General features: G+C 59.7%; 18 protein-coding genes, 2 tRNA genes and 3 rRNA genes. 15 read left to right on the forward strand and 8 right to left on the reverse strand.

The features are described from left to right. The first annotated feature begins 50 nt into the window (after positions 1–50). On the forward strand, positions 51–602 hold the full coding sequence (locus tag K3767_RS03325; protein WP_221172137.1) for a hypothetical protein: 552 nt from the start codon (positions 51–53) through the stop codon (positions 600–602). Continuing rightward, positions 583–1,311 (forward strand): ATP-binding protein, encoded by a 729-nt coding sequence (locus K3767_RS03330; protein ID WP_221172138.1) that lies wholly within the window; start codon positions 583–585, stop codon positions 1,309–1,311. The genes K3767_RS03325 and K3767_RS03330 overlap by 20 nt, the downstream gene beginning before the upstream one ends. A 90-nt stretch (positions 1,312–1,401) precedes the next feature. Here the strand turns inward: K3767_RS03330 and K3767_RS03335 are convergent, their stop codons facing one another. Next, positions 1,402–1,584 (reverse strand): hypothetical protein, encoded by a 183-nt coding sequence (locus tag K3767_RS03335; RefSeq protein WP_221172139.1) that lies wholly within the window; start codon positions 1,582–1,584, stop codon positions 1,402–1,404. 30 nt (positions 1,585–1,614) lie between these two features. On the opposite strand from K3767_RS03335, the gene K3767_RS03340 reads away from it, so the two are divergent. Further along, on the forward strand, positions 1,615–2,415 hold the full coding sequence (locus K3767_RS03340; protein WP_221172140.1) for a 4Fe-4S binding protein: 801 nt from the start codon (positions 1,615–1,617) through the stop codon (positions 2,413–2,415). On the opposite strand, the gene K3767_RS03345 is transcribed toward K3767_RS03340, so the two are convergent. The 3 genes from K3767_RS03345 to K3767_RS03355 are packed head-to-tail and all read right to left on the reverse strand — an operon-like array spanning position 2,360 to position 6,061. Continuing rightward, positions 2,360–3,214 (reverse strand): hypothetical protein, encoded by an 855-nt coding sequence (locus K3767_RS03345; protein WP_221172141.1) that lies wholly within the window; start codon positions 3,212–3,214, stop codon positions 2,360–2,362. The genes K3767_RS03340 and K3767_RS03345 overlap by 56 nt on opposite strands. Next, the gene (locus K3767_RS03350) at positions 3,177–3,953 is read right to left on the reverse strand and encodes an energy-coupling factor ABC transporter ATP-binding protein (protein ID WP_221172142.1); all 777 of its coding nucleotides are present in this window, start codon (positions 3,951–3,953) and stop codon (positions 3,177–3,179) included. Before K3767_RS03350 ends, K3767_RS03345 begins: the two co-directional genes overlap by 38 nt. Before the next feature lie 2 nt (positions 3,954–3,955). Continuing rightward, positions 3,956–6,061, reverse strand: a complete 2,106-nt coding sequence (locus K3767_RS03355) for an ATP-dependent helicase (RefSeq protein ID WP_221172143.1) — start codon at positions 6,059–6,061, stop codon at positions 3,956–3,958. Between the two features lie 224 nt (positions 6,062–6,285). On the opposite strand from K3767_RS03355, the gene dnaN reads away from it, so the two are divergent. The 6 genes from dnaN to gpmI all read left to right on the forward strand — a co-directional run bounded on the left by dnaN (position 6,286) and on the right by gpmI (position 13,117). After that, positions 6,286–7,392, forward strand: coding sequence for a DNA polymerase III subunit beta (dnaN, locus tag K3767_RS03360; RefSeq protein ID WP_221172144.1), 1,107 nt, complete (start codon positions 6,286–6,288; stop codon positions 7,390–7,392). Positions 7,393–7,408: 16 nt separating this feature from the next. After that, positions 7,409–9,814, forward strand: coding sequence for a DNA topoisomerase (ATP-hydrolyzing) subunit B (gene gyrB, locus K3767_RS03365; protein ID WP_221172145.1), 2,406 nt, complete (start codon positions 7,409–7,411; stop codon positions 9,812–9,814). 244 nt (positions 9,815–10,058) lie between these two features. Next, complete coding sequence (locus tag K3767_RS03370; RefSeq protein ID WP_221172146.1) at positions 10,059–10,991, forward strand: cytochrome c family protein; 933 nt, start codon at positions 10,059–10,061, stop codon at positions 10,989–10,991. A 16-nt stretch (positions 10,992–11,007) separates the two neighbouring features. Continuing rightward, positions 11,008–11,211 (forward strand): DUF6485 family protein, encoded by a 204-nt coding sequence (locus tag K3767_RS03375; protein WP_221172147.1) that lies wholly within the window; start codon positions 11,008–11,010, stop codon positions 11,209–11,211. After that, complete coding sequence (gene rsfS, locus K3767_RS03380) at positions 11,212–11,589, forward strand: ribosome silencing factor (protein WP_221172148.1); 378 nt, start codon at positions 11,212–11,214, stop codon at positions 11,587–11,589. It abuts the gene before it with no gap. Beyond that, positions 11,576–13,117 (forward strand): 2,3-bisphosphoglycerate-independent phosphoglycerate mutase, encoded by a 1,542-nt coding sequence (gpmI, locus tag K3767_RS03385; protein WP_255592185.1) that lies wholly within the window; start codon positions 11,576–11,578, stop codon positions 13,115–13,117. Before rsfS ends, gpmI begins: the two co-directional genes overlap by 14 nt. Here the strand turns inward: gpmI and K3767_RS03390 are convergent. Both K3767_RS03390 and K3767_RS03395 read right to left on the reverse strand, forming a co-directional pair. Further along, on the reverse strand, positions 13,114–13,425 hold the full coding sequence (locus K3767_RS03390) for a hypothetical protein (protein ID WP_221172149.1): 312 nt from the start codon (positions 13,423–13,425) through the stop codon (positions 13,114–13,116). The genes gpmI and K3767_RS03390 overlap by 4 nt on opposite strands. Positions 13,426–13,458: 33 nt before the next feature. Continuing rightward, positions 13,459–14,355, reverse strand: a complete 897-nt coding sequence (locus K3767_RS03395) for a selenium metabolism-associated LysR family transcriptional regulator (RefSeq protein WP_221172150.1) — start codon at positions 14,353–14,355, stop codon at positions 13,459–13,461. A gap of 64 nt (positions 14,356–14,419) precedes the next feature. Between K3767_RS03395 and ispG the strand changes: the two genes are divergently transcribed. From ispG to rrf, 6 genes are all read left to right on the forward strand, one after another. Then, positions 14,420–15,541 carry a flavodoxin-dependent (E)-4-hydroxy-3-methylbut-2-enyl-diphosphate synthase gene (gene ispG, locus K3767_RS03400; RefSeq protein ID WP_221172151.1) on the forward strand — a complete coding sequence of 374 codons (1,122 nt, stop codon included), beginning with the start codon at positions 14,420–14,422 and terminating at the stop codon, positions 15,539–15,541. 220 nt (positions 15,542–15,761) lie between these two features. Further along, a 16S ribosomal RNA gene (locus tag K3767_RS03405) occupies positions 15,762–17,338 on the forward strand. A gap of 120 nt (positions 17,339–17,458) precedes the next feature. Beyond that, positions 17,459–17,537 (forward strand) — tRNA-Ile (locus K3767_RS03410). Positions 17,538–17,567: 30 nt separating this feature from the next. After that, positions 17,568–17,643 (forward strand) — tRNA-Ala (locus K3767_RS03415). 125 nt (positions 17,644–17,768) lie between these two features. Beyond that, a 23S ribosomal RNA gene (locus tag K3767_RS03420) occupies positions 17,769–21,472 on the forward strand. Between the two features lie 84 nt (positions 21,473–21,556). After that, positions 21,557–21,673, forward strand: a 5S ribosomal RNA gene (gene rrf / locus K3767_RS03425). The 16S, 23S and 5S rRNA genes sit together here with 2 tRNA genes alongside, the layout of an rRNA operon. A 216-nt stretch (positions 21,674–21,889) precedes the next feature. Here rrf and K3767_RS03430 read toward each other — a convergent pair. Further along, positions 21,890–22,462, reverse strand: coding sequence for a hypothetical protein (locus K3767_RS03430; protein WP_221172152.1), 573 nt, complete (start codon positions 22,460–22,462; stop codon positions 21,890–21,892). A gap of 49 nt (positions 22,463–22,511) precedes the next feature. Continuing rightward, positions 22,512–22,955, reverse strand: a complete 444-nt coding sequence (locus K3767_RS03435) for a hypothetical protein (RefSeq protein ID WP_221172153.1) — start codon at positions 22,953–22,955, stop codon at positions 22,512–22,514. Between the last annotated feature and the right edge of the window lie 125 nt (positions 22,956–23,080).

A 23,080-nucleotide genomic window follows, 5' to 3' on the forward strand; every position in this document is an offset into this window, starting at 1 on the left:
AGGTATGCTGGAGAAAAGGGTCCTAAATTAAAGGCACGAGGAGGTAAGGGATGCGCTGTCCGGGACAGGATACGAGATACTGGGGCGAGGACGCCATCTTTGAGGAGCCCTGTCCCTTCTGCGGAAGGGAACTGGAGTTCTTCAAGGACGACACCGTGCGGAGGTGCCCCGGATGCGGCCGTCAGGTGCCCAATCCCCGTATGGACTTCGGGTGTGCGGCCTACTGCAAGTACGCGGAACAGTGTCTGGGAAACCTCCCGCCGGAATTGCTCGCCCAGAGGGGAGAACTCCTGCGCGAACGGGTGGGACTGGTGGTGAAGCGGACGCTGGGAAGGGACTTCGCCCGGCTGGAAAGGACCCTGGAGCTGGTGCAAAAGGTGGAGGCCCTGATACGGGTTCACAGGGATTCTCCCGGGGCCTCCCTTATCGCCGCCTACCTCTTTTACCTCTCTCCCGAGGAAAGGAAGCGGGTGGCGGAGGAAGCCCGGCTCCCGGAGGTGCTGCTGGAGGAGGTTCGGGAAATCCTTTCCGGGATTTCCGGAGAACCCCTTCCGGAAAAATTCCTGAAAAGGGAGGAAGACCATGGCCAGGACTCTGCGTAAGATCATCGAGATCGACGAGGAACTGTGCGACGGTTGCGGTCAGTGCGTGACCGCCTGCGAGGAGGGGGCCATTCAGATCGTAAACGGAAAGGCCCGCCTGGTGGCGGAGAAGCTCTGTGACGGTCTGGGGGCCTGCATAGGAGAGTGTCCGCGGGGAGCGCTTCGCATCGTGGAACGCGAGGCCGAGCCCTTCGATCACCACGCCGTGGAGGAGCACCTGAAACGCCTCCGTGCCGAGGAAAAACCCCTGAAGCTTGCCTGCGGCTGTCCCGGTAGTCAGGTGCGGGAATTCGCCCCGGTGAAGGCCCCCGCGGCCCCGGGACACATTCCCTCGGCCTTAACCCAGTGGCCGGTCCAGATCCGCCTGGTGCCTCCCTCGGCTCCTTTTCTCAAGGGGGCCGACCTTCTCGTCGCCGCCGACTGCGTCCCGGTGGCCTATCCGGAGCTCCACACCCGGCTCCTTCCGGGAAAAAAGATCCTGATCGGCTGTCCCAAGTTCGATCCCGCGGAGGAGTATGTGGCCCGCCTCAGTGAGGTCCTGCGCCAGGCGAGACCCGGAAGCGTAACGCTCGCCATCATGGAGGTGCCCTGTTGCCGGGGTCTGGCCCTCATCCTGGAGGAGGCCCGGCGCCGGGCCGAAACGAATATCCCCATACGGGTCGTGGTTATAAGCGCCCGGGGCGAAGTCGTCCGCGAGGAGGAACTTTAGGTGGGTTTCTTCTCGGTCTTTAAAAACCAGAAGAGAAAAACTGCCAGTATTAGGGAAGACATAACGAATAACCAGAATAGAGAGTCCATTTTACAGCCTCCTGAGGAGAAGAGTACCGGTAATTACGCTCAAGGTTACAAAACATAAACCACCGATGAGCGTCTTAAAAGGACCTCCTTTAATCAAAGCACCGACCACTAATCCTCCGAAGCTAATTTTGGCGATATCAAAACAAAACTCGGAAAGCTTTTTCTTCTGTTCGGCGTTAAGCATTTATTCCATTCTATCGAGGAGGAAAATCCCATGCAATGGACTCCCGGGGCGGAGGCTCTCCTAAAAAGGGTGCCCTTTTTCGTGAGAAAACGGGTAAGGAAGGAGGTGGAGGCCTGGATCTCCGCGCAGGGAAAGGACCTGGTCACCGAGGAGGATTTTCTGCGGGCCAGGGAGACCCTGAGAGGTAAGGCCGCGGAGGCCCGGGAGGGCTGGTCGGTGGAGGCCTGCTTCGGGGGGTCGGGTTGCGAAAACGCCCTTACCGACTCCCGGGACCTCCTCAATAAGGTGGAAGAAATTCTGAGGGAGGCCGACCTTACCTCCTTTCTAAGGGAGAGGGTGGGGGGTCCGCTGAAACACCATCACCAGTTTCGGGTGGCCTTTTCGGAATGCCCCAACGCCTGTTCCCGGATCCACATCGCCGATTTCGCCGTCCACGGTCGGATCCTTCTCGAAATAGAACCCGGTCTTTGCAGTTTCTGCGAATCTTGCCTCGAGGTGTGCGAGGAGGAGGCGGTGCGTCTCACCGAAGCCGGTCCCCTGGTGGACGAGGAGAGGTGCGTGGCCTGCGGAGCCTGCACCCGGATCTGTCCCACCGGGGCTCTCCGGGAAGCGCAACGCGGATATCGGGTGCTGGTGGGTGGGAAGCTGGGTCGTCGCCCCCGTCTGGCCACCGAACTGGTCCCCTTCACCGACGCCGAGGGAGTGCTTCGGGCCCTGAAAAGCGTGCTCGCGCTCTACCGGGCCGAAAACCGTCGCGGCGAACGCCTGGGGGCCATCATCGAGCGGATGGGCTGGGAGGAGTTTCGGAAAAGAGCCCTTTTAGAAAAATAATCACCTCCTCCGGGAGCTTCTTCACCCACATCATGTGGAGGTAAGTTCGCTCTCCCTCTACCCGCACCCCGCGGTTGAGCCCCACCAGCCCCAGACTCAGAGCCATTCCCTTATCCCCCTCCGTAAGACCGGTACGGAAGTAAAGGGGAAAGGTCTCCCTGGGAAAAGTAAGAATCTTACGGATAAAAACGCAGGCCCCGCTGCGGGAGATATCCTTCAGAAAGAAGATCTTTCCCGGGGAGGCCATTATCCTTTCGAACTCCTCGGCCACATTTTCGCTCTCATCGATGATGAGGTCATAAACATAGAACTTCCCGATGTGTCCCAGGGCCTCCCTCGAGACATTGGTATCCCGCAAAAGGAAAAACTTTCCGGAAAGCAGGGCCTCGAAGAGTTCCAGCGGAAGCGGAGAAAGAAAAACCACCCTCTCACCGGGAATCTCCAGACGGGGATCCACCCGGGGATTAACGAATTCAAGGTAAACCAGAGACTCCCCTATCTTTCTGATGACACCCTGAAGCACATACCGCACCCGATCCGTGGCGATCACCACGAGAAGATTTTCCTTCTCCTGAAGGGATGGAGGTGTAGAAAGGAACTCCAGCAGGGCGGACTCGGGAGAGGCCTTCTTCACCCGGGCCGGGTGGATCTTTCCGTCGTGGAAGACCAGAACGGGCCTTTTTCCGGCCAGGACCTCCTTCTTTAGATCCCGGGGCAACCTCTCCAGGGAATTGATCTGAACATTTCTCTTATAAAGGGTCTCACGGAGGTAGGCCGGAATGACGATCTTCTCGGGCATGGATCTCTCCTTTGAGTATTCTGGCGAAAAGGGGCATGTCCAGCCCGAAGCGGTGCAGGAGCTCCTCGTCTAGGAGAGCGCTACGGGGGTCTCCCGCCTCGGTGGCCCGCCCCCGGTAAAGAAAGATCACGCGATCCGCGACCTCGTAAGCCAGCTCCAGGTCGTGGGTGGCTATGAGTTTGGTCTCCGGAAGCTCCCTCATTAGCCCCACGAAGCGCCGGCGGGCCCGGGGATCGAGATTGCTGGTGGGTTCGTCGAGGAGAAGCACCCTCGGACGCATGGAAAGGACCGTGGCCAGAGCCACCCGTCGTTTTTCCCCGAAGCTCAGGTGGTGCGGACTTCGTTCCTCGAATCCGGAAAGACCCACCCGGGCCAGGGCCTCCCGCACCCGTTCGGCCACCTCTTCCTCGGAAAGGCCCATCTGCCGCGGTCCGAAGGCCACATCCTCAAACACAGTAAGGGAAAAGAGCTGATGGTCCGGATCCTGGAAGAGAAAACCTATCTCCAGGCGCCGGGGATCCCGGAGACCGGAAAGAGGCCGCCCCCGATAGAGGACCTCCCCGGAAGAGGGTTCCAGGAGCCCGGCCATAACGAGAAGCAGGGTGGACTTTCCCGCACCGTTCGGTCCCAGAAGGACCACCGTCTCCCCCTCCTGAACCTCAAGATCCACCCCGCCGAGGGCCTCCCGGCCCCCGGGATAGCTGTAACGCACCCCCCGCACCACGAAGACGGAGGACATGTTCAGATCCTTTCCAGCCTGGCGAATTTGAGGTGGAGGGTCTTTTCACCGTGGCCCGTAAAGTAAACCCTGACCTTCTCGCCCCCCAGCACATCCCGCACCTCGCCCTCCCCGAAGCGGGGATGCCAGACCACATCTCCAGGCCGAAACCCGTCCCCCGCGGGCTCTTCCTCCGCCGGGGGTTCGGCTTCCTCGCGCCAGGGTTCGTAAAGATCCGGAGGAATCTCCTCCAGAAAACGCGAGGGTTTCAGGATAACTCTTCCCTCCCCGGGCACATAACCGGTGACCGGATGACACAGGAAGAGATTTTCCCGGGCCCGGGTGACCGCCACATAAAAAAGCCTCCTTTCCTCCTCGAGGTCCTCCTCGCGGGCGGCGTAAGCCGAGGGAAAACGACCCTCCGAAAGGGAAATCACGAAGACGGTGTGCCACTCCAGCCCCTTGGCGGAGTGAACGGTGGAAAGGATCAGGTGATCCTCGTCCTCGGTCTCGGGTTCCAGCCCCGCCACCGAGGACTCCGGAGGCTCCAGGGCGAGATCGGCCAGAAACTCGGAAAGATCCCCGTACTTGTGGGCCAGGGTGAGGAGGCTTTCGAGGTCCCGTTCCCTCTTCGGGTAGTCGTCGTGATAGATCCTTTCGAGAAGGGGTTGATAGTACTCGATGAGACGGGCCAGTCTCTCCTCCACCGAGGACCCTCGTCTAAGGTCGAGTAAGGTCTCGGCCAGACGCGTAAGCCCCCTTTCGAAGGAGGGTCGGGCCGGAAAGCGCCGAAGAACCTCCACCGGATCGGGGGCCTGGCGTAGATAGGCGATGATCTTCTCGGCGGTCCGGGGTCCCACCCCTTCCAGGAGAAGAAGCACCCTGTGCCAGGAGAGAAAATCGCGGGGATTGAGGATGATCCGGAGGTGCGCCACCACATCCTTTATGTGCGCGGCCTCGATGAGCTTGAGCCCCCCGTACTTTACGAAGGGCAAATCCCTCTTGGCCAGCTCAAGCTCCAGGTCAAAGGAGTGAAAGGCCGCCCGAAAAAGCACCGCTATCTCCGAAAGGGGTATCCCCTCCTCCCGGAGCTCCAGGATCCTCTCGGCGATGAAACGGCTCTGATCCGCCTCGTCCCGGGCTCGATAGAGCACCGGTTTGCGCCCCCCCTCCCGCCTGGTGAAAAGACACTTGGTATACTTTTCCCGGGCCCGGGCGATCACCGCATTGGCCAGATCCAGGATGGGCTGGGTGCTGCGGTAATTCTCCTCCAGTTTAATGATCCTGGTTCCGGGAAAGAGTTTCGGAAAGTCCAGAATGTTTCTAAAGTTGGCCCCGCGAAAGGCGTAAATGCTCTGAGAGTCGTCCCCCACCACCATCACATTTCCGTGGCCCTCGGCCATGAGACGCACGATCTCGGCCTGAAGACGGTTGGTGTCCTGATACTCGTCCACCATGATGAACTCGAACCGCCGGGAAACCTCCTCCCGCACCCCGCGGTGCTCGAGAAGCACCCGGTACCAGTTGAGCAGAAGATCGTCGTAGTCCATGAGCTGGTGTTCCCGCTTGTAGCGCTGGTACTCCGCAAAGAGACGCTCTATCTCGGGAAGGTGGTCCAGAAAGTGGGGATATTCCCTCTCCAGGATCTCCTTAAGGCTCCGTCCCTGATTGATGGACTTGCTGAAAAGGGAAAGCAGGGTGTCCTTTTTGGGGAAACGCCGCCCTTTTTCGGAAAGACCCAGAGCCGAACGGAGGAGGTTTACGGCGTCCTCGGCATCCCCCCGGTCGAGCACGGTAAAGTTGGGACCGTAACCCAGGAGGTATCCGTATTCCCTGAGCATCTGGTGGGAAAGCGAGTGAAAGGTCCCCCCGGAGACGCGTTCACAGGAGGCGTCGAGGACCAGAGCCGCCCGCCGGAGCATCTCCCGGGCGGCCTTGCGGGTGAAGGTGAGAAGGAGGATCCTTTCCGGAGGCACGCCCTCCTCCACCAGCCGGGCCACGCGGAAGACCAGGGTCCGGGTCTTACCGGAACCGGCCCCGGCGATGACCAGAACCGGCCCGAAAATGGTTCGCACCGCCTCAAGCTGGGCCGGATTTAGCTCCCTCGCGTAGTCCACTCGCCTTCCCATCATAGGTCCCCTGTAGTATAATCCGCCCCGGAGATCTTTTAAATTCCCCGGAGAAAACCTGTGGAAAAGTCGGTGGAAAGAAGGGGCCTCGAATTTGAACCAAACTTTCAACACGATTTTCTACCGCCTGGATGCGCAACTTTCGGCGATTTTAAAACGGGTTATCCCTTTCACGGGTACAATTCACCCGTAACAATAAAAATCTTTTAAGAAGGGGAAATACCATGAAAGCGATACTGGAACGGGAAAAGTTCCTCAGGGTTCTGAGTCGGGTGCAGGCCGTGGCGGATCGCAAGTCCTCCATGGCCATTCTTTCCACGGTTCTGATTGAGTCCCGGGAGGGAGGGCTAACGCTTTCGGCCACGGATCTCGAGATCGGCTATCGGGGAATGGTTTCGGCGGAGGTAGAGGGCGAGGGGGCCTTCTGTCTTCCGGCCCGCAAGCTCTACGAGATAGTCAAGAGCTTTCCCTCCGAGACCCTCGTTCTGGAGAGGGAGGGTGAGGGAGCGCGGATCAGGGATCTGGACGGGGATCTGGACTTTCACCTTTCCGTACTTCCGGCCGAGGACTTCCCCACCCTCCCGGAGCTCTCCGGAGAGACGGTGGTGGAGATCCCCGGCGAGACCCTGGAGACCATGATCGAAAAGACCCTCTACGCCGCGGCCACGGACGAGGCCCGCTATGCCCTCTCCGGGATCCTGATCACCCGGGAGGAGGACAGGCTCCGTCTGGTGGCCACGGACGGTCATCGTCTCTCCATGATCGATCACGAACTGCCGGGGGTGGAGAACCTGCCCCTTGAGGAGGGGGTGATCGTACCCCGCAAGGCCGCCCAGGAGGTCAAACGGATTGCCGGCGAGGAGGTGGTGGTGCGCGTGGGAATTCAGGATAGTCACTTCGTCCTTTCCTCATCGGAGGGCACCCTTCTGGCCAGGCTTATCGAGGGCCAGTTCCCGGACTATCGGGCGGTGATTCCCCGGGAGCCCGGCCGCAGGGTGCTGGCCCATCGGGAACGCCTATCCGAGGCCCTGAAGAGGGTCACCCTTCTTTCCACCGACAAGTACCGGGTGGTACGGTTTGAGTTTTCCCCCGGTGAGGTGGTGCTTACCGGAAGCGGAGGAGAACTGGGGGAGGCCCGGGAGAGGCTCGCACTGGCCTACGAGGGTGATCCCTTTAGCATAAACTTCAACGCCCGGTATCTGCTGGATGTCTTTCAGGTGATGGATTCCGAGGAGGTGGAGATGGACATCGGCTCCGAGAGGACCCCCTGTCGCATCACCGGTCCGGAGGACCCGGGCTTTTTGGCCCTGGTGATGCCCATGGCGGTGTAGCCGGAGGCCTGGGGGTATGGAGAGGAATCTCGCTACGGACTACGGTGCCGAGGCCATACGGGTTCTTTCCGGGCTGGAGGGGGTCCGGGTCCGTCCGGCCATGTACATCGGATCCACCGGGCCGGAGGGGTTTCATCACCTCCTCTGGGAGGTCCTGGACAACTCCGTGGACGAGGCCCTGGCCGGTTACTGTAACGAGATCCGGGTGATCCTCCACGCCGATGGTTCGGCCACCGTGGAGGACAACGGCCGGGGTATCCCGGTGGACATCCATCCCCAGGAGGGGGTTTCGGCCCTGGAAGTGGTCATGACCAGGTTGCACGCCGGGGGAAAGTTCGAAAAGGCCGCTTACAAGGTCTCCGGGGGTCTTCACGGGGTGGGGGTTTCGGTGGTGAACGCCCTTTCGGAATGGCTGGTGGCCGAGGTTCACCGGGAAGGTTTCGTCTATCGCCAGAGTTATAGCCGGGGAGTGCCGGAGGGACCGGTGCAAAGGGTGGGCCGGACCTCCCGGACCGGCACCCGGGTGACCTTTAAGCCGGATCCGGAGATCTTCGGGGAACAGGAATTCGACTACGAGGTGGTGAGGCATCGTCTTCGGGAACTGGCCTTTCTCAATCCGGCGGTTCGTTTTTTTCTCTCCGACGAACGCACCGGGGCCGAGGAAAAGTTTCACTTCAAGGGCGGGATTGTCGAGTTCGTAAGGTATCTGAACCGCAAGCGTGAGCCGGTACACCGCAAAATCGCCTATGTTTCCGGGGAAAAGGACCTGGTTCAGGTGGAGGTGGCCCTCCAGTATCACACCGGCTACACCGAGACCGTTTACGCTTATGTGAACAACATTCACACCCGGGAGGGGGGCACTCATGTGGTGGGGTTTCGCACCGCCCTCACCCGGGCTGTAAACCGCTATCTTTCCACGGCAGAAGGCCTTCCCAGGAACATGCGGGTGAAGGTGGAGGGCGAGGATGTCCGGGAGGGTCTCTGCGCGGTAATCTCGCTGCGCATGCCGGACCCTCAGTTTGAGGGTCAGACCAAGATGAAGCTGGGAAACAGCGAGATAAAACCCCTGGTGGAGTCCATCGTCTTTGAAGGGGTGATGCGGTTTTTTGAGGAAAACCCCCCGGAGGCCCGTCGGATCATGGCCCGGGTGGTTCAGGCCGCCAGGGCCCGGGAGGCCGCCCGCAAGGCCCGGGAGATCGCCCGCAAGAAGGGCGAGGCCCTGGAGGTGATCACCGCGGGAAAACTGGCCGAGTGCCAGGAAAAAGATCCGGAAAAGAGGGAACTTTTCATCGTGGAGGGGGACTCCGCCGGGGGGTCGGCCAAGCAGGCCCGGGATCGGCGTTTTCAGGCCATCCTGCCCCTTCGCGGAAAGATCCTCAATGTGGAAAAGGCGCGGATCGACCGGGTCCTTTCCTCGGAGGAGATAAAACAGCTGGTGGCCTCGCTCGGGGCCGGGATCGGCCCGGATTTCGATCCGGAGAAGAGTCGCTTTCGCCGGATCATCATCATGACCGATGCGGATGTGGACGGAGCCCACATCCGGACCCTTCTTCTCACCTTCTTCTACCGTCAGATGACCGAAATCATCGAGAGGGGCTGGCTATACATCGCTCAGCCTCCTCTCTACCGGGTAAGCGAGGGGAAAAAGGATCTGTACTTAAAGGACGAGGCCGCCCTCGACGCCTACCTCTTTCAGAGGGCTTTGAAGAGCGTGACCCTGAGTCTCGGGGGGGACACCCTCTCGCCGGAGGAGACCAGACGGGTGCTCGAGGACATGGCCGGGCTTGAGCGGGCCCTTTCCGAGCTTCTTCGCCGGGGAATTCCCCCGGAAGGGGTGCTTCTCATGATCTCTTCGGGATTCACCAGGGCCGATCACTTCGACTCGGAGGAGAGGGTGGCAGCCCTGGCGGAGGAGTTCCGTAAGAGGGGCTACGCGGTGGGACGGATCAAGGCCAGCTCCGAGCGGGCCAGTGCCTACGAATTCCAGGTCACCTCCAGAAAGGAGGGATATCTCTCTTACACGGTGGGGCCCTCCATTCCCGTGCGCCGGGAATTCCGGGAGGTTCTGCGCTACTACCGTCGCCTGGAACCCCACCTGGGAACCCCCGTGCGGGTGACGGTGGGGGAAGAGGTTCGGGACTACGGTGATCTCCTTTCCGGTCTTTCCGAGATCCTTTCCCGGGTGCGGGAAGCGGGTCGGAAGGGCCTTTACATCCAGCGCTACAAGGGTCTGGGAGAGATGAACCCCACCCAGCTCTGGGAGACCACCATGGATCCGGAGCGCAGGGTTTTACTCAAGGTGGAGGTGCAGGATGCCGCCGAGGCCGACGAACTCTTTACCACTCTCATGGGGGACAAGGTGGAGCCCCGTCGGGAGTTCATTCAGACCCACGCCCTGGAATACCGGGAGCTCGATGTTTAAGAAGACTATATTATTCGTACTCGTGGTTGGCTTGTTTTTAGACGCGGCTGCGGCTTTTTCCTATGTGGGTTCGGAGGTCTGTAAAAACTGTCATCCCAAAATCTATCGAGGATGGCGTTCCACACTTCATCCCTATATGCTTCAGAAAGCCACCCCGAGTACGATGAGAGCTCCCTGGTTTGAAACTACTTTACGATTCGGTAAGAAAAAATTTCATCTATTTCAAAAAAATAAGGAATTCTGGATGGAAATAGAGCAAAAGGGCGGTAAAAAAGAGGTCTATAGGGTGGACTATGTAATGGGAGGAAACTGGAAGCAGCTATTTTTGACCACCCTTCCCGACGGAGAGATAAAAATTCTCCCTCTCAGCTGGCTGGTTGAGGGTCAAAAATGGAACCTTAATCATTACTGGCCTTCGGTAATTTATCAGGAGAAATGTATGGGCTGTCATGTAACCGGTCTTAAAATTAGACGGAGGGGAAAGAAATGGATAACCTCTTTCGAGGAATTGGGCGTGGGCTGTGAGGCCTGCCATGGCCCGGGGGACAAGCATATAGAGGCTCCGCCGGAGAAAAAGTTCCAGACCATCATCAATCCTGCCCGCATACCGAACGCTCGTATTGCTTCCATGGTCTGTGGAGCGTGTCATAGCCGGGGTGAGACCCCGGATGGACGGTATCGTTATCCCTTACATTATCTTCCCGGACAATCTTTTGACTTTATTTTTGTACTCAAGCCCATTGTTTATCCGGATGGAAGTCCCAAGGCAAATTACCAGCAATATACGGATTGGTTGAAGAGCGGGCATTATCGAGCGGGGGTAATGTGCTGGGATTGTCATGAGGTTCACAGTAAGGGAAGGGCTAATCGCTTTCAGACAAAACTTCCGGGGAGCCGTCTCTGTCGAGAGTGCCATCTGGTGGTGAATAAAGGGGTGCACGGCATCCACAGCGTAAACAACTGTGTAGGGTGTCATATGCCTCTGGTGGCCAGACGGGGTCTCGTGAGGGATATTCACAGTCATCAATTCAGGGTGGTTCCTCCTTCCTGGACTTTAAAGATAGGCAGTTTTGAAAAACAGCCCAATTCCTGTAATGCATGTCACTATCACCGAAACGATTCCCCGGAACGACTGCAAAAGATCCTGGATTATGCCCGTGAAGGACTTAACTATTAATGAGGGAGGTGGATTGATGGAGTGCAAGAGGGAGACCAATCTCAAGCGTTGCAACTGCACCTACGAGCCCTGTCCCAAGAAGGGCATCTGTTGCGAGTGTCTCAAGTATCACCTTTCCATGCGCCAGCTTCCGGCCTGCTGTTTTCCCCCCGAGGCCGAGCGGACCTATGATCGGAGTTTCGAGCACTTCGCCCGTCTGGTCTCGGAGGGGCGGGTCTAGATGGTGCGGGATTCGGTGGAGCTTGCGCGCTGGCTGGCCCGCCTGATCGTGGAGAAGAAGGGCGAGGATCTGGTGATCCTGGATGTGCGGGGAAGGGCTCCCTACACGGACTTCATCCTGATCGCGAGCGCCCGTTCGGCCCGCCATGTGCAGGGTCTTGCCGAATACCTCGAAGCCGAGACCGCCCGGTACGGAGTTTATCCCATGGGCGTGGAGGGACTAACCCAGGGGCACTGGGTGGTTCTCGATTACGGAGACGCGGTGGTGCACCTCTTTTACGAACCGGTGCGAGAGGTTTACGACCTGGAGGGGCTCTGGGCCGAGGTACCCAGACTGGCCCCGGAGGAGACGAGGGAGGAAAGCGGTGGCGGAGATTAGACCCCTTCTTTTGGTCATCATGGACGGCTGGGGTTTTCGGGAGGAGGAGCGGTACAACGCCGTGAAACTGGCCGGGACCCCGAATCTGGACGCCCTGCGCGAGGCCTATCCCTTCACGCTGCTTGAGGCCTCGGGGGAGGCCGTGGGGCTTCCGGCCGGTCAGATGGGCAATTCCGAGGTAGGACACCTCAACATCGGGGCCGGCCGCATCGTCTATCAGGATCTGACCCGCATAAACCTGGCCATCCGCGAGGGGTCCTTTTTCCGCAATCCCGAACTCCTGCGGGTGGCCGAACGGGTGCGGGAGACCGGGGGTAAGATCCATCTCCTGGGACTGGTTTCCGACGGAGGGGTGCACAGCTCCATCGAACACCTTTACGCCCTCCTCGAACTTTACGCCCGGGAGGGGCTTAACGACCGGGTCTTCGTGCACGCCTTTACCGACGGGCGGGATACCGCTCCGGATGTGGCCGATCGGTTCCTGGAGGCCCTTCTAGGAAAGATGGCGGAGCTTTCCTGCGGCAGGGTGGCCACGGTTTCCGGACGCTACTACGCCATGGACCGGGACCGGCGCTGGGAGCGTACCCGCCTGGCCTACGAGGCCCTGGTTCTGGGAAGGGGTCTAACGGCCCCAGATCCCCTCACCGCGGTGCGCGAAGCCTTCGCCCGGGGGGAGACGGACGAGTTCATCAAACCCACGGTGATCCTAGAGGGGGATCGTCCCGTGGCCACCATCGACGACGGGGACGCGGTGGTCTTTTTTAACTTCCGGGCCGATCGGGCCCGTCAGCTCACCCGGGCCCTCACCGATCCGGACTTTTCCGGGTTCCAGCGGGAGAAGTTTCCCTCTCTGGCCTACTTCGTGTGTTTCACCCTTTACGACGAAACCTTTGACCTTCCCGTGGCCTTTCCCCCGGAAAAACTTCACCGTATCTGGGGGGAGGAAGTGAGCCGGGCCGGATTGACTCAGCTTCGCATCGCGGAGACCGAGAAGTACGCCCATGTTACCTATTTTTTTAACGGCGGGGAGGAAAGGACCTTCCCCGGAGAGGAGAGAAAACTGATCCCCTCCCCCCGGGAGGTGCCCACCTATGACCTCAAGCCGGAGATGAGCGCTTACGGCATTACCGAGGAATTAATCCGTCGTCTCCGGGAAAAGCGCTACGGACTGGTGGTGCTCAACTTCGCCAACGGCGACATGGTGGGACACACCGGGGTGCTCGAGGCGGCGATCAAGGCCGTGAGGGTGGTGGACGAGTGCGTGGGACGGGTGGTGAGGGCCTTTCGCGAGACCCACGGTGGACCCGTAATCGTCACCGCGGATCACGGAAACTGCGAACTAATGGCCGACGAGAATGGTCATCCTCATACCGCCCACACGGGAAATCCCGTGCCCCTCTATCTGGTGGACGATCGTTTCCGGGGTAGAAGGCTTCGTCGGGGAATTCTGGCCGACATAGCTCCCACCGCCCTTCACCTCATGGGGATTCCCGTCCCGGAGGAAATGACCGGAAGGGTCCTTTTTTAGGAATTTTCCGGCTCTCCGAAAAGGACGAGCAAGCGATCCAGCAGGGTCTTTATCTCTTCCTCCCGCCGAAGGATTTCTTCCATCTTTCTTTCACACCATTCGAGCTCCTCCAGGGAGAGCTGGTGCCAGGTGAGTTTCTTAAAGAAGGAGGAGAAGAGCCGCCTCTGTCGTAATCTATTCTGAAGTTCCCGGGAGATTTCCACGGAGACCCTGGGTCTTTCCAGAAGGTCCAGCAGAAACTGAAGGTCCTCTTCCTGTTTTCGGGAGAAGGCCTCAAGCCAGTCCTTTAAAGTGCACAGCCGAGCCACGACTTTATTATAACCCGTTTTTCCCCGAGTGGCTCAGGTCTTCTCGTTTTCACTCTGGCGGTAAAAGTTGAGAAAGGCCTGGGCCGGGGGGGAGAGGGTGCGCCGGGCCGGATAGACCAGAAAGAAGTGGCGCCGGATCTCCAGCCCCTTTACGGGAAGGATCTGAATTTCCTTTCGGGAGACCTCCTCCTCCACGGCCCTTTTCGAGACGAAGGCCACCCCCAGCCCGGCTCTGACCGCCTGTTTGACCGCCTCGGTGGAGCCCATTTCCGCCACCAGCGTGAGCTTTTGAAGAGAGATTCCGCACTCTTCCAGTGCCTTGAGGGCCGTGCGCCAGGTCCCCGAGCCGGGCTCCCGGGCGATGAGGGGGAGCTCGACGATCTTTTCCGGGGTCAAACGCGGGAACTTTTCCCGGGCCGGAGCGATGAGGACGATCTCGTCCTCGCAACAGGCCTCAAAGGACAACTCCGGATCCTCCTCCCGGGCCCCCACCATGCCCAGCTCGAGTTCCCCTTCCCTTACCTTCTTGATGATCTCCTCGGTGTCCCCCACCTTGAGAAAAACCGAGATGCCGGGATAGGCGGTGCGGAATTCGGCGATGAGCCGGGGCAGGATGTACTGCCCCGGGATGGTGCTCCCTCCCAGGTCCAGCTTTCCCGTTTTTTCTCCGCGGAAGTAAGCCATCTCCCGTTCCAGTTCCCGATAAAGGATAAGGAGTTTTTTGGCATATTCATAAAGCATTTTTCCGGCCCGGGTGGGCACCACGGAGCGGGTGTGCCGGTCAAATAGGCGCAGGCCGAAGTAGTCCTCCAGAGCCTTTATGTGGCCGGATACGGTGGGCTGGGTGAGGTGGATTTTTTCCGCCGCCTTGGAGAAGCTTCCGGTGTCCACCACCGCAACCAGGGCCTCGAGTTTTCGGAGATCCACCACCGCTCGCCTCCTTGGCAAAATTTGGATAAAATTTAATCAAACTATCGGCTTTTGTCTATCATTCATGTCTATGAATCGGCGCCGGACCAGGGAAATAAGGGTGGGCTGGGTGCGCATCGGGGGTGACAATCCGGTGGTGGTGCAGAGCATGACCAACACGGACACCCGGGATGTGGAGGCCACGGTGGCCCAGATCCGGGAACTGGAGGAGGAGGGGTGCGAGGTGATAAGGGTGGCGGTGCCGGACGAGGCCGCGGCCGAGGCGGTGGCCAGGATCGTCTCCCGCATCAACATTCCCCTCATCGCGGACATACACTTTGACTGGAGGCTGGCGGTCTCGGCCCTTCGGGCCGGGGCACACGGAGTTCGCATAAATCCGGGAAACATAAAGGGGCGCGAGAATGTGCGCCGGATTATCGAGGAGGCCCGGGCCCGCGGGGCCTGCGTTCGCATAGGGGTGAATGCGGGGTCCCTGGAGAGGGATCTCCTGCGCAAGTACGGATGGCCCCGTCCGGAGGCCCTGGTGGAAAGCGCGCTTCGCTGGCTGGACTTCGTGGTGGGGGATCTCGGCTTTGAGAATGTCAAGGTGTCCCTCAAGAGCTCCGATCTGTGGCACACCGTGGCGGCCTACCGGGAATTCTCCCGTCGCTCGGACTTTCCGGTGCACATAGGGGTAACCGAGGCCGGTGGTCTCATCCCCGGAACGGTAAAAAGTGCCCTGGGTCTGGGAATCCTCCTTTCCGAGGGCATAGGGGATACGCTGCGGGTCTCCCTCACCGCTCCACCGGTGGAGGAGGTGCGGGTGGCCTGGGAGATTCTCAAGGCGGTGGGGGTGCGTCGCCGGGGTCTGGAGATCGTGGCCTGTCCTACCTGCGGGCGCTGCGAAATAGACCTCATGGGACTTTACGAGGAGGTGGAACGCCGGGTGCGCGGGATCAGGGTCCCCCTCAGGATTGCGGTGATGGGTTGCGTGGTGAACGGACCGGGTGAGGCCCGGGAGGCGGACCTGGGACTTGCCGGGGGCAAGGGGGTGGGACTCATCTTCAGGAGGGGAAAGATCGTGCGCAAGGTTCCGGAAGCACAGCTGCTCGAGGCCTTCTGGGAGGAGCTCCAGCGGTTGCTCAGGGAGGAATCCGGCTCCGGAGAAATCCGGGGCTTGACATCGAGATCCGGAGAGTTAAATTAAGGGCCGTCAGTTGCTCTTTGGAAGTTTTCAGGATGCTCTTTCACTCGCTCCCCCACAAATGGGGGTTGACAGGTTTTCGGGATTGGTTACAATAAGAGATCGGCAGTTAAGGCTGATCTTTGAAAACTGAATAGTGGCGCATGGGCAGGCCTCCGTGGTTTCAGCCTCGGCGGCCTGGAATCTCCCCTTGAGGGTGATTCCGGAGCCGGGAGGTTTGAATTCTGCTGAGGGTTTGATCCTGGCTCAGGGCGAACGCTGGCGGCGTGCCTAACACATGCAAGTCGAGGGGGAAAGGGAGGCTTCGGCCTCCCGAGTACACCGGCAGACGGGTGAGTAACACGTGGGTAACCTGCCCCCAGGTCCGGGATAACCCTGGGAAACTGGGGCTAATACCGGATAATGTGCGTGGGCGCAAGCTCACGCACCAAAGGGGGCCTCTGCATAGCAAGCTCCTGCCTGGGGAGGGGCCCGCGGCCCATCAGCTAGTTGGTGGGGTAACGGCCCACCAAGGCTACGACGGGTAGCCGGCCTGAGAGGGTGGTCGGCCACACGGGCACTGAGACACGGGCCCGACTCCTACGGGAGGCAGCAGTGGGGAATCTTGGGCAATGGGCGAAAGCCTGACCCAGCGACGCCGCGTGGGGGAAGAAGGCCTTCGGGTCGTAAACCCCTGTCAGGGGGGAAGAACCCGGCGCGGGTGAATAACCCGATGCCGGCTGACGGTACCCCCAGAGGAAGCCACGGCTAACTCCGTGCCAGCAGCCGCGGTAATACGGAGGTGGCGAGCGTTGCCCGGAATCACTGGGCGTAAAGGGGGCGTAGGCGGCCAGGCAAGTCGGAGGTTAAAGCCCGGGGCTCAACCCCGGAAAGGCCTCCGATACTGCCTGGCTTGAGGGCCGGAGAGGCTGGCGGAATTCCCGGTGTAGGGGTGAAATCCGTAGATATCGGGAGGAACACCGGTGGGGAAGCCGGCCAGCTGGACGGTCCCTGACGCTGAGGCCCGAAAGCGTGGGGAGCAAACCGGATTAGATACCCGGGTAGTCCACGCCGTAAACGATGGGCGCTAGGTGTGGGGGGTTAATCCCTCCGTGCCGTAGCTAACGCGTTAAGCGCCCCGCCTGGGGAGTACGGCCGCAAGGCTGAAACTCAAAGGAATTGACGGGGGCCCGCACAAGCGGTGGAGCACGTGGTTTAATTCGATGCAAAGCGAAGAACCTTACCCGGGCTTGACATGCCAGGGTCGTACTCGGCAGAGATGTCGGGGAGGGAGAGCTTTGCTCTCCCGCTCTGGCACAGGTGCTGCATGGCTGTCGTCAGCTCGTGTCGTGAGATGTTGGGTTAAGTCCCGCAACGAGCGCAACCCTCGCCCCTAGTTGCCAGCGGTTCGGCCGGGCACTCTAGGGGGACTGCCGGGGACAACCCGGAGGAAGGAGGGGATGACGTCAAGTCCTCATGGCCCTTATGCCCGGGGCTACACACGTGCTACAATGGGCGGTACAGAGGGTTGCGAACCCGCAAGGGGGAGCTAATCCCAGAAAGCCGCCCTCAGTTCGGATCGGGGTCTGCAACTCGACCCCGTGAAGCCGGAATCGCTAGTAACGGCGGATCAGCATGCCGCCGTGAATACGTTCCCGGGCCTTGTACACACCGCCCGTCACACCACGGAAGCCGGCTCTGCCCGAAGTCGCTGTCCCAACCCGCGCGAGCGGGAGGGAGGCGCCTACGGCAGGGCTGGTGACTGGGGTGAAGTCGTAACAAGGTATCCCTACCGGAAGGTGGGGATGGATCACCTCCTTTCTAAGGAGAATTCCTTGAAACTTTGAAAGAACGGCCTGCCCATGTTAGCCACTATTCAGCTTTCAGGGATCAGTTTTTTTGCTCTTTAAAAGATTTGGTTTGGGGTGAACGGGCAAGGTTGGGCCTATAGCTCAGCGTAGGTCAGAGCGCACGCCTGATAAGCGTGAGGTCGGTGGTTCGAATCCACCTAGGCCCACCATATATTTGGGGGCCGAAGGGCCTCAGGCGTGGGGGTGTAGCTCAGTTGGGAGAGCACCGGCTTTGCAAGCCGGGGGTCGACGGTTCGAGTCCGTTCACCTCCACCAGCCGACGGGTTTAAGAGAGGGGTGTGGGCCTTCGCTTAAGCCCGTGGGTTGGGCTTGTTCTTTGACAAGTGAATATGGGTATCCGTTGGCATCTTGACCGGCCTGAGCATGATTTAAAGGTTTGTGGCCAAGCTACTAAGGGCCGGCGGTGGATGCCTCGGGCGGGGGAGGCGATGAAGGGCGTGGCAAGCTGCGATAAGCCCCGGGGAGCCGCAAGCAGGCGTTGATCCGGGGATGCCCGAATGGGGAAACCCGGCCGGGGTAATACCCGGTCATCCGCGGGTGAATCCATAGCCCGCGGAGGCGATACCCGGGGAAGTGAAACATCTCAGTACCCGGAGGAAAAGAAATCAACCGAGATTCCCCGAGTAGCGGCGAGCGAAAGGGGAGGAGCCCAAACCGGATGGGTGTCAAAGCCCCTGGGCGTTGCCCATCCGGGGTAGTGGGGGCGTGCCGGAGGGGGCCAGGGACCCCTCAGGGAGTTACAAAACCGCGCGTCTAGCCGAAGGCGCCTGGAATGGCCCGCCAGAGAGGGTGAAAGCCCCGTAGGCGAAAGGCGCGTGGTCTCCCGGGGCACGCTACCCAAGTAGCGCGGGACACGGGAAATCCCGCGTGAATCTGGGGGGACCACCCTCCAAGGCTAAATACTACCCCCGCACCGATAGCGCATCAGTACCGTGAGGGAAAGGTGAAAAGAACCCCGGGAGGGGAGTGAAATAGAACCTGAAACCGCCGGCCTACAAGCGGTCGGAGGGGGCTTCGGCCCCTGACGGCGTGCCTTTTGCATAATGAGCCCGGGAGTTGCCGTCGGTGGCGAGGCTAAGCCGTTTAGGCGGAGCCGTAGCGAAAGCGAGTCCGAACAGGGCGTTTAGTCGCCGGCGGCAGACCCGAAGCGGGACGAGCTACCCCTGGGCAGGGTGAAGGCGGGCTAAACCCCGCTGGAGGCCCGAACCGGTGGAGGGTGAAAACTCCTCGGATGACCTGGGGGTAGGAGTGAAAAGCTAATCGAGTCCCGTGATAGCTGGTTCTCCCCGAAATATATTGAGGTATAGCCTCGGGCGGTCGCTGCGGGGGGTAGAGCACTGTTGGGGCTAGGGGGGTTACCGCCCTACCGAACCCCGGCAAACTCCGAATACCCGCAAGCGCAGCCCGGGAGTCAGCCCTAGGGCGATAAAGTCCTAGGACGAGAGGGGAACAACCCAGACCGCCAGCTAAGGCCCCCAAGTCCCGGCTAAGTGGTAAAGGAGGTGCCCCTGCTTAGACACCCAGGATGTTGGCTTAGAAGCAGCCATCATTTAAAGAGTGCGTAACAGCTCACTGGGTGAGCGGGGGTGCGCCGAAAATACCACGGGGCTTAAGCCGGGCGCCGAAGCTGCGGGTCTGCGCGCGTTGAGCGCGCAGGCGGTAGGGGAGCACTCCGGTTGCCGATGAAGGCGGACCCGCGAGGGCCGCTGGAGGCCCCGGAGGAGAGAATCCGGGCACGAGTAGCGATAAGGAGGGTGAGAATCCCTCCCGCCGTAAGCCCAAGGTTTCCTGGGGAAGGGTCGTCCGCCCAGGGTTAGCCGGCCCCTAACCCGAGGCCGAAAGGCGTAGGGGATGGGAAGTGGGGTTAATATTCCCCCGCCACCGGAGTGGAGGCCGAGGGGTGACGCAGGAGGGAAGGGCCCCGGGGCTGTATGGTTGGCCCTCCAAACCTCTAGCCCGATGATGGCCCGAGGCAAATCCCGGGCCGGAGGGTGAGGGGGAGTAAGTAACCGCGAGCTACGGCTCGCGGGAAGGGGCTCGGACCACACTGCCAAGAAATAGCCTCGCGGCCGTTGAAGCTCCGGTGACCGTACCGCAAACCGACACAGGTGGGCGGGCAGAATATGCTCAGGCGCGTGGGGTAACCCCGGCTAAGGAACTCGGCAAAATGGCCCCGTAACTTCGGGAGAAGGGGTGCCCGCGTGTAGGTGTAGGTCCCTCGTCGGACCTGCGCCGAGGCGGGTCGCAGTGAAGAGGCGGTGGCGACTGTTTACCAAAAACACAGGGCTCTGCTAACTCGTAAGAGGACGTATAGGGCCTGACGCCTGCCCGGTGCCGGAAGGTGAAGGGGCGGGGTTAGGGAGGCAACTCCCGAAGCTCTGCCCTTAAGCCCCGGTAAACGGCGGCCGTAACTATAACGGTCCTAAGGTAGCGCAAGCTGCCTGAACCCGGCTGTATGCGGGGAAGCCCTTAGAGCCCTGGCTACGAGGCTGAGGCTGGCGCCTCGGGCCCGTAAAAAGGCCAGGGATTGGGCAATCCGCAGGAAACCCGCTCTTTTCGGGCGGGGATCCTCAGAGGCCATACGCCGGGCGCAGAGTCCCCCGGAGGAGAGCCTTATGAAGCTTTCGCCGGACTGGGTGGTGGGTTTTGTGGACGGAGAGGGTTGTTTTCACATCTCCGTCCTTCGCCACCCGGAGATGAAGACGGGCTATCAGGTGCTTCCGGAGTTCACCGTGGTGCAGCACGAGAGGGACATTCAGATCCTCTATGCTCTCAAGGCCTTTTTCGGGTGTGGGGTGGTGCGGCGCAATCACGGTGATCGATGGGCATATCGGGTGCGCAAGCTTTCGTGTCTTGAGAGGATATGCGAGTTTTTTACCCGTCATCCGCTCAAGACCAAGAAACAGGTGGAGTTTGTGCGGTTCCGGCGGGTGGTGCAGATGATGAAGGAGGGGCGCCATCTCACGCCGGAGGGCCTGAGGGAGATAGTGGAGATAGCCTGCAGGATGAACCGAGGGGCTCGCGAGGCTCTTCTCCGGATGGAGGGGACCGAGGGGCTCTGCGAAGATATGGTCCACCCCCGGACCGAAAGGCCGGGATAAGGGTGAGCGAAATTCCTTGTCGGGTAAGTTCCGACCTGCATGAATGGCGTAACGACCGCCGCGCTGTCTCGGCCGGGGGCCCAGCGAAACTGTAGTCTCGGTGAAGATGCCGGGTACCCGCGGTGGGACGGAAAGACCCCGTGGAGCTTTACTGCAGCTTGGCATTGATCTTCGGGGTAGGATGTGCAGGATAGGTGGGAGGCTGCGAAGCCGGGGCGCCAGCTCCGGTGGAGCCGCCCTTGAGATACCACCCTTCCTGCTCCGGGGATCTAACCTGCGGGGGTTATCCCCCCGAGGGACAGTGCCTGGCGGGCAGTTTGACTGGGGCGGTCGCCTCCTGAAAGGTAACGGAGGCGCCCAAAGGTCCCCTCAGGCGGATTGGAAACCCGCCGTTGAGTGCAAGGGCATAAGGGGGCTTGACTGCGAGGCCGACGGGCCGAGCAGGGGCGAAAGCCGGGCCTAGTGATCCGGCGGCTCCGCGTGGAAGGGCCGTCGCTCAACGGATAAAAGTTACCCCGGGGATAACAGGCTGATCACCCCCAAGAGTTCACATCGACGGGGTGGTTTGGCACCTCGATGTCGGCTCATCCCATCCTGGGGCTGGAGAAGGTCCCAAGGGTCGGGCTGTTCGCCCGTTAAAGGGGTACGTGAGCTGGGTTCAGAACGTCGTGAGACAGTTCGGTCCCTATCCACCGCGGGCGCAGGAGGCTTGAGGGGAGCTGCCCCTAGTACGAGAGGACCGGGGTGGACGCACCTCTGGTGGCCCGGTTGTCGCACCAGCGGCACAGCCGGGTAGCCATGTGCGGACGGGATAACCGCTGAAAGCATCTAAGCGGGAAGCCCACCCCAAGATTAGGCCTCCCGCGGGTGGGGCAACCCACCCCCTGAAGGGCCCTCCGAGAACAGGAGGTTGATAGGCCGGAGGTGGAAGCCCGGTAACGGGTGGAGCCGACCGGTACTAATCGCCCGTGCGGCTTGGCCACAGCTGGCTTTTTAAAAGAATTCTCGGGCCGGCAGGGTGCCGGCGGTATACCCATATTCGCTTGTCCTAAATTTGGACAGGTTTCCCGGGTGCCCATACCGGAGGGGCCACACCCGTTCCCATTCCGAACACGGTCGTTAAGCCCTCCAGGGCCGATGGTACTGGGGCGTTACCGCCCTGGGAGAGTAGGTCGGTGCCCGGGGTTGATTTTCCGGCCCGGCTGGGAGCAATCCTGGCCGGGCTTTTTTTATTTTTCATCGTCCTAGAAGCAACCAGTAGGTAAAGCTTAGGTGTCTTCGGTAAATTGACCGTTCTATGGTCGATTTGTAGGGAAAGTTAGCTATTACAATTTTTCCCTGAAGGCTTATTTTAATATAGACTGCTCAAGACGGTTAAGCTCGGCCGGATTTTTGCAACTTCACTCATCGCCAGCCTTTGGGAAGTTTGCAGGGGCCTTTGGTCTTGTGGTTTCCTCCATATCTAATCCCAGATCTTTTGCCAAGGCTTTTTCTACTTTGGATAGAAGATACTTTATAGTTATGTCAATTAAATCACGAGCAGTTTTAAAATGCTCCCTTGTTAAACAAATATCTTTATAATCACGAATTTTCTTTCCTGGATGAACCAAATTCCTCAGTTCTTTCACATAGTTTAAAAGCCAATCGCCTAAATCTCCCTGATCGGGATCATCAATATCTTTAAAAGGGATCCAGCCTATTTTGAAAGCAATTTGAAGTAAATCACTTAAACTCCAATACCTTGGATCAGTGTATTTTATATTGGGGAGATTCTTTAAAGCTTTTTGAACTTCTTCTGGAAATACATCAACCATAGCCAATAACATAGCCTCTAAAGCAGAACCTAAAACTATACAACCTGCAAGATAAGCTTGAACAGAAGCGCATTTGTTTGCTTCTTCTAGTAATTTTTCGATAAGTTTTTGAAGCTCTTCAAATTTACTTTCGTTTAAGAATTTTATGTCTTTAGGCATTTTTCGTGAGGATATAGTTTTTCGATATTAAGTTCTTTAATTTCAGCTATTACATCCGCTGGGCCTTGCGCCAGCCGAGGGCCTTAAGACGCTCCACCCGGCGCTGGGCCCAGGCGCGCAGTTCCTCGAAGTAGCGCTTTGGGTCCTCCTTGAGGAGAGCCACGATCCTCTCCTTTTCGGCCTCGATCTCCGCGAGCTCGCCGGGGTAGGTCTCCTTCCAGGTGGCGTAGCCCTCGTCGAAGAGAAACTCCGGGGTCACCCGCTCGGGGTCCACCCCCAGTTTCGAGACCGCCATGAAGCGGGCCAGCTCCATGTCGTAGGCGATGATCCAGTCGCGGTCCCGCAGCATGGTGGCGGGGTCGTAGGGGGCCTCTCGGGAGCACTCCGGGCAGTAAAGCGCGTCCACCACCTCCGGCGGCATAATGTTGTCCCGCAGGTTGAAGGCCGCCTCCCGGGCTCCGCAATGGCAACGCACCCGAATCTCCATACACATCTTTTCTCTCCTTTGTTAAGTATTTTTATCTACTATTACATAAATTGACGGAGGCGGTCAAGAGGGGGTAGTCTTTATGGGTCAGCGAGACCCTGGGGGATGGTGAGCCGGCGGCTAAACGGAAA

Source organism: Thermosulfurimonas sp. F29 (assembly GCF_019688735.1).
Taxonomy (GTDB): domain Bacteria; phylum Desulfobacterota; class Thermodesulfobacteria; order Thermodesulfobacteriales; family Thermodesulfobacteriaceae; genus Thermosulfurimonas_A.

Coding starts and splice junctions, on each gene's coding strand:
- dnaN (WP_221172144.1), top strand. CDS start 6,286: ATGAAAGCGATACTGGAACGGGAAAAGTTCCTCAGGGTTCTGAGTCGG.
- gyrB (WP_221172145.1), top strand. CDS start 7,409: ATGGAGAGGAATCTCGCTACGGACTACGGTGCCGAGGCCATACGGGTT.
- K3767_RS03330 (WP_221172138.1), top strand. CDS start 583: ATGGCCAGGACTCTGCGTAAGATCATCGAGATCGACGAGGAACTGTGC.
- K3767_RS03375 (WP_221172147.1), top strand. CDS start 11,008: ATGGAGTGCAAGAGGGAGACCAATCTCAAGCGTTGCAACTGCACCTAC.
- K3767_RS03325 (WP_221172137.1), top strand. CDS start 51: ATGCGCTGTCCGGGACAGGATACGAGATACTGGGGCGAGGACGCCATC.
- K3767_RS03355 (WP_221172143.1), bottom strand. CDS start 6,061: ATGGGAAGGCGAGTGGACTACGCGAGGGAGCTAAATCCGGCCCAGCTT.
- K3767_RS03435 (WP_221172153.1), bottom strand. CDS start 22,955: ATGTGTATGGAGATTCGGGTGCGTTGCCATTGCGGAGCCCGGGAGGCG.
- rsfS (WP_221172148.1), top strand. CDS start 11,212: ATGGTGCGGGATTCGGTGGAGCTTGCGCGCTGGCTGGCCCGCCTGATC.
- K3767_RS03335 (WP_221172139.1), bottom strand. CDS start 1,584: ATGCTTAACGCCGAACAGAAGAAAAAGCTTTCCGAGTTTTGTTTTGAT.
- K3767_RS03350 (WP_221172142.1), bottom strand. CDS start 3,953: ATGTCCTCCGTCTTCGTGGTGCGGGGGGTGCGTTACAGCTATCCCGGG.
- K3767_RS03340 (WP_221172140.1), top strand. CDS start 1,615: ATGCAATGGACTCCCGGGGCGGAGGCTCTCCTAAAAAGGGTGCCCTTT.
- K3767_RS03430 (WP_221172152.1), bottom strand. CDS start 22,462: ATGCCTAAAGACATAAAATTCTTAAACGAAAGTAAATTTGAAGAGCTT.
- K3767_RS03345 (WP_221172141.1), bottom strand. CDS start 3,214: ATGCCCGAGAAGATCGTCATTCCGGCCTACCTCCGTGAGACCCTTTAT.
- ispG (WP_221172151.1), top strand. CDS start 14,420: ATGTCTATGAATCGGCGCCGGACCAGGGAAATAAGGGTGGGCTGGGTG.
- K3767_RS03370 (WP_221172146.1), top strand. CDS start 10,059: ATGGAAATAGAGCAAAAGGGCGGTAAAAAAGAGGTCTATAGGGTGGAC.